5 protein-coding genes and 1 pseudogene are annotated in these 6111 nt (G+C 41.4%); 5 read left to right on the top strand and 1 reads right to left on the bottom strand.

Annotated features, from left to right (window positions below; genetic code table 11):
• Positions 1 to 158: 158 nt before the first annotated feature.
• Entirely contained in the window at positions 159 to 431 is a 273-nt protein-coding gene (locus AT575_RS10785) for a hypothetical protein (protein WP_165778643.1), read from the bottom strand.
• A 402-nt stretch (positions 432 to 833) separates the two neighbouring features.
• Here AT575_RS10785 and lepA point away from each other — a divergent pair.
• The 5 genes and pseudogenes from lepA (at position 834) to AT575_RS04390 (ending at position 6044) form a co-directional block, all read left to right on the top strand.
• Positions 834 to 2665: pseudogene (gene lepA, locus AT575_RS04410) on the top strand (translation elongation factor 4).
• A gap of 533 nt (positions 2666 to 3198) precedes the next feature.
• Positions 3199 to 3642 (top strand): peptide-methionine (R)-S-oxide reductase MsrB, encoded by a 444-nt coding sequence (gene msrB, locus AT575_RS04405; RefSeq protein ID WP_102777331.1) that lies wholly within the window; start codon positions 3199 to 3201, stop codon positions 3640 to 3642.
• Positions 3643 to 3646: 4 nt separating this feature from the next.
• Entirely contained in the window at positions 3647 to 4300 is a 654-nt protein-coding gene (locus AT575_RS04400) for an HD domain-containing protein (protein ID WP_102777330.1), read from the top strand.
• 20 nt (positions 4301 to 4320) lie between these two features.
• Positions 4321 to 4782 (top strand): GNAT family N-acetyltransferase, encoded by a 462-nt coding sequence (locus tag AT575_RS04395; protein WP_102777329.1) that lies wholly within the window; start codon positions 4321 to 4323, stop codon positions 4780 to 4782.
• Positions 4783 to 4862: 80 nt separating this feature from the next.
• The gene (locus AT575_RS04390) at positions 4863 to 6044 is read left to right on the top strand and encodes an Mbeg1-like protein (RefSeq protein WP_102777328.1); all 1182 of its coding nucleotides are present in this window, start codon (positions 4863 to 4865) and stop codon (positions 6042 to 6044) included.
• Positions 6045 to 6111 lie beyond the last annotated feature (67 nt).

Below are 6111 nucleotides of genomic sequence, written 5' to 3'. Positions count from 1 at the left end.
GGATTTCGGAACTTTGAAACTTTAAAAAACGTATTTTGATTGCTTTGAACATCAAAATAGAGAGTACCAATTTGATACTCTCTAGATCTTAGCTTTTCATCTACCCACTACAGTTGACAAAGAGCCGGAATTTCCTCTTGTCTGACTCAGTAATTTAGCTATTCTTTTTTGTCGTTCTCTTGGCGGGCAACCTCTGGAAGAAGCTTTTCTTCAAAGGCTAGGCGATCTAAGTAGGCTTCCTCTTTTGTTGCTCTAGTGGGTCCATGGTAATGTTGACCTTTGACACAGATACGAGCAATAAAACCTTGACCATGACTATAAACACCTTTGAAACCAGAGGTGTTGTTTTTATTCTGACGATTTTCAAACATATCAATGACGACGCCGTCAATGATGGTCTTCTTGGCGTTCAAAGCACGTAAATCTTTCATTCTCGTATCACGGTGTAAACACCCACAAGACCTTGTCTTTCCTCGTCTTAGTAATGAGGTATATGCTTCTATGAATTTCCCACAATCACAGCGGCAGATGTAGACTACCTCATTATTACCGGCTCTTTTTTCAGTCCTTTTGATGACTTTCAGTCGACCGAACCTCTCTCCCGTGAGGTTTAACTTTTTCATAAAAATAATTATATCACATAATACTAGTTAAATAGGAAGAAAATTGTGACAGTTTGCTTACAATAAGGTAGCATTTTCATGAGAAATAATAACATTATCAGATACCTTAACCTGACTAACCCGCTTTTTACAGGATTATTCTTATAGCGCTTTAACTTGTCTTTTGTTATAATTAAGGGTAACGAAAAATTGTATAGGAATGAAGATTGAATGAATAGTCAAGAATTGAAACAAAGACAAGAAAAAATCAGAAATTTTTCGATTATTGCCCATATTGATCACGGTAAATCGACTCTTGCTGATAGAATTTTAGAAAAAACAGAAACGGTTTCTTCCCGTGAGATGCAGGCCCAACTTCTAGACTCAATGGATTTGGAAAGAGAACGTGGCATTACCATCAAACTCAATGCCATTGAACTGAATTATACCGCCAAAGATGGGGAAACTTATATTCTCCACTTGATTGACACCCCGGGACATGTGGATTTTACCTATGAAGTATCACGGTCGCTTGCTGCCTGTGAAGGTGCTGTGCTGGTTGTCGATGCTGCTCAGGGGATTGAAGCTCAGACCCTTGCCAATGTTTATTTAGCTTTAGACAATGACTTGGAAATTCTTCCAGTTATAAATAAAATTGATTTACCTGCTGCCGATCCAGAACGTGTTCGTCAGGAAGTTGAAGATGTTATCGGTCTTGATGCCTCTGAAGCTGTTTTAGCCTCAGCCAAAGCTGGTATTGGGATTGAAGAAATCTTAGAGCAAATTGTGGAAAAAGTTCCTGCACCAACTGGTGATGTTGATGCCCCCTTACAAGCCTTGATTTTTGACTCAGCTTATGATGCCTACCGTGGCGTTATCTTACAGGTTCGGATTATCAATGGTATTGTTAAACCAGGTGACAAGATTCAAATGATGTCCAACGGTAAAACCTTTGACGTTACTGAAGTTGGTATTTTTACCCCCAAAACAGTAGGTCGTCAATTCTTAGCAACCGGAGACGTTGGTTACATAGCTGCATCAATTAAGACGGTGGCTGATACACGTGTGGGTGATACGGTCACGCTTGCAACCAATCCCGCTGCTGAACCTCTGCACGGCTATAAACAAATGAATCCCATGGTCTTTGCCGGCCTTTACCCAATTGAGTCTAACAAGTACAATGACTTGCGGGAAGCTTTAGAGAAGTTGCAGCTTAATGATGCTAGCTTGCAGTTTGAGCCAGAGACTTCTCAAGCTCTAGGTTTTGGTTTTCGATGTGGTTTCTTGGGTCTTTTGCATATGGATGTTATTCAAGAGCGTTTGGAGCGTGAGTTTAACATTGACTTGATCATGACAGCGCCATCGGTAGTATACCAAATCAACACCACAGATGGCGAAATGGTTCACGTCTCAAATCCATCTGAGTTCCCAGATCCAACCAAGGTTGAGTCCATCGAAGAACCTTACGTCAAAGCGCAAATCATGGTGCCTCAAGAGTTCGTAGGGGCTGTTATGGAATTAGCCCAAAGGAAGCGCGGCGATTTCGTAACTATGGACTATATTGATGATAACCGCGTCAATGTTATCTATCAGATTCCTCTGGCAGAAATTGTTTTTGACTTCTTTGACAAACTTAAGTCTTCAACCCGCGCTACGCCAGCTTTGATTATGAGATTTCCGAATACCGCAAATCACAATTGGTTAAAATGGATATCCTCCTTAACGCGGAAAAAGTTGATGCCCTTAGTTTTATTGTCCACCGTGAATTTGCATATGAACGTGGAAAACTTATCGTTGAAAAATTAAAGAAAATTATTCCACGTCAACAGTTTGAAGTGCCTATTCAAGCAGCTATCGGGCAAAAAATTGTTGCCCGCTCCGACATCAAAGCCCTACGTAAAAATGTCTTGGCCAAATGTTATGGTGGGGATGTTTCCCGTAAACGCAAACTCTTGGAAAAACAAAAAGCCGGTAAGAAACGGATGAAAGCTATCGGATCAGTTGAAGTCCCACAAGAAGCTTTCCTCAGCGTTCTCTCAATGGATGAAGATAGCAAAAAATAAATGTGATGAAAAGTGAAGACATGGGAAATTGTCTTTGCTTTTTTTGTTGTATTTTTGGAAAATGATAATGTTTAACATTCTCATCTAACAAAAGAAAAATTGCGACAAATTAAGAAATAGAATGACAAATTTAGAAAGATTAATAATCCAATCCTCGGCCCTGCCCTTGGCGAGCGAAAGCGAGCCACCCCTGATACTTTCCGCTGAAGTGGTAGTAACTGAAAAGAAATTTCAGTTACCGGAATTTTTTAGAGAGTAATAGTCCAGTGGACTATTACTGCCTGAACCTGAAAACCAAAAGGTGAAGGGGTATAATAATTAGCAATGGAATTCCTAGGATTTCTCAAACAGTCACTCCCCTGACTGTTTGACCTAACGACCGCACTACCACAGGAAAGTATCAAAAAAGAAACAATAAGTTTCAACAGGAAAATATCAAAAAAATATAATTCAGTAAAATCCTTACAAGAAGTCATTCTTGTAAGAATTTGTTACAATAAAAGGAAAGTAATTTTCTCAACAAGGAGGGACTTATGGAAGACAAAGAAAGCTTGCGCCAACGCATAGGTGACTTGGCCTATGAAGTAACGCAAAATGCGGCAACAGAAAGAGCCTTTACTGGCCAGTATGACAATTTTTTCGACAAGGGTATTTATGTGGATGTGGTCAGTGGTGAAGTCCTCTTTTCATCACTCGATAAATTCCAATCAGGATGCGGCTGGCCGGCTTTTACCAAGCCTATTGATAACCGGCTTGTGACTAACCATGAGGATTCATCCTTTGGCATGCACCGGGTTGAGGTGCGAAGTCGCCAAGCGCAATCCCATTTAGGTCATGTCTTTAATGATGGTCCCAAAGAGGCCGGTGGTCTGCGTTACTGCATCAATTCAGCAGCTCTCCGTTTCATTCCCTACCAGGACATGGAAAATGAAGGCTATGCCCAGTACTTAGATCTCTTTAGAAACGAGGAAGATTAAACAGATGAATGACATTCGAAAGAGCATCCTTTCTCAAACAGAAGAATGGGTGAAAGCTAAACTTGCAGGCGAGGCCAGTGGTCATGACTGGTGGCATATTGTCCGGGTGACCAACACTACTAAAACCATTGCCCAGGCCGAAGGGGCGGACCTTTTTATTTGTCAAATGGCTGCGCTCTTGCACGACATGGCTGATGAGAAACTCAATGTGGACCCTCAAGCAGCTGACCAAGAAGTAGCGGATTTTCTCCAGTCAAAAGACTTGCCTGCAGAAGAGCTTGCGGAAATTTTAGACATTACACGACATATTTCCTTCAAAGCTGGCAAAGGGGAGGAACTCCAGTCCCATTCAGCAAGAATTGTCCAAGATGCGGACAGATTGGATGCCATCGGCGCCATCGGCATTGCGCGTTGTATGGCCTATTCTGGCCACAAAGACCGCTTGATTCATGACCCTAATATGAAGCCAAGAGAAAATCTGACGCAAGAGGAGTACCGCAATGGCCAGGATACGGCCATCATGCACTTCTATGAAAAATTATTACTGCTCAAAGACCGTATGAATACGGACTACGGCCGTCAATTAGCCCAGCAAAGACATGACTTCCTAGAAACTTACTTAGACCAATTCTACGCCGAGTGGGATGGGCTGCGCTAGCCATTTAAGAAAGGGAAAAGATGATACGTTTAGCAGAGAGAAAAGACCTTCAAGCCCTGCAGGAGCTTCTCCTTGAGATTGCAGAACTGCACCATGACCTGCGCCCAGATTTGTTTATGCCAGCTTCTTCTAAGTTTGATCAGGAAGAGTTGAAGGCCATGCTTGGCAATCCCCAAAAGCCAATTTATGTTTATGAGGCTAATGGACAGGTTTTGGGCCATCTCTTTTTAGAGTGGAAGCAGCCGAACAATGGAGTTCGTTATCCCCATAAATCTCTCTACATTGAGGATTTGTGTGTGGCTCAAGCAGCTCGTCATCAGGGAGTCGGCCAAGCTTTGATGGCTTTTTCGGAAGATTTAGCCCGTCAACATGGTGCTTTTAACCTGACTCTGAATGTCTGGGAAGCCAACCAGCTGGCGCGTGCTTTTTATGAGCGAGCTGATTTTAAACCCCAACAAACGCAAATGGAAAAAATACTCTAAGAAAGAAAGCAATGGAAGCAAACTTGACCATCACTACTTTCTTGGATAGAATGAAAGAGTGAAAGAAGGATGGTGATAGATTGCCCATATTAAAAGATTACATTGAGAAGCAGGCCAAGACTTCATTTGCTGACCTACCCCTCAATGAACTAGATATTATAGCTATTAATGAGATTGGTTATCTTTCTTTTGATGAATTAGCAGTAGCGACCATCGATGAGACAACCAAAATCAAGATTAAAGACATTGACAAGAATGATCCAGAGGACCGTCGGAAAACCATATACAACTATTTAATCACACAAGAGCGGTTAGAATTATTCGAGGCCATTCAAGCTTCGCAACGCTTTGAAGACCTAACCCTTTCTCATTATGTTAATGAGATCAATAAGGAATTCGAAAAACAATTTGCGGCCATGGTCTTCACAATTCCAAGTATTAATCATGTCCAAATCGTTTTTCGCGGTACCGATGACTCTTTAATTGGCTGGAAGGAAGATTTCAAACTAACTTATATGTCTGAAATCCCCGCACATCGGTCAGCCATTCATTATGTGAGAGACTACGTACGCAACCATCCCGACCAAAAGATTTATTTAACAGGCCATTCAAAAGGTGGTAATTTAGCCCTTTACGCCTCAAGTTTTTCATTGCCGAGCGTTCAAGAAAAAATTAAAAAAGTCTATTTATTAGACTCGCCAGGGATAGCAGAAGAATTGTTGCAAAGGGAATCCTATATGGTCATCCGAAACAAATTAGTGGTTGTCAGACCGCAAGAATCAGTGGTCGGTGTGATGCTTTATTGTGACGTTAAGCCTAAAGTCGTCAAAAGTTTAGCTTTTGGTGTCCTTCAACATAAAACCTGTAATTGGCAGGTCCATTTAGAAGGTAAATTAGCCACCGTTCCAAGTCAGACGGAACTCAGCCTTAGCCTAGAAAAAACCTTTAGGGACTGGACCAGACAATTGTCCAAACAGGATTTGAAATTGGTTTGCGATTCCTTCTTTGATGCTCTAATTGCTAGTGGCATTACCAGTCTCAATGCCTTTACCTTTGATGAAAAATCCTTTATGGCTTTGTTCAAGGTGATTTCCTCACTCAATTCTATTGACCAAGCTAAAAAAGCCATTATGTATAAATCAATCAGACAATTAATTCATGATTATACAGGCTATCGGAAACGAGATGTCTCTGAGAAAATACAGGCACGCATCAGCAATATCTTGAAAAAAAGACCAAATCAAAAGCTTCTGCAACGTTAAGCGGAGGCTTTTTGGCTCTTAAGGTTTCTGCTTGACCTGCCTCCTATGGTCAATGCTATAATAGAGG

Source organism: Streptococcus penaeicida (assembly GCF_002887775.1).
Taxonomy (GTDB): domain Bacteria; phylum Bacillota; class Bacilli; order Lactobacillales; family Streptococcaceae; genus Streptococcus; species Streptococcus penaeicida.
The sequence above is the reverse complement of the archived record's forward strand: the minus strand, read 5'-3'. Positions and strand labels throughout refer to the sequence as shown.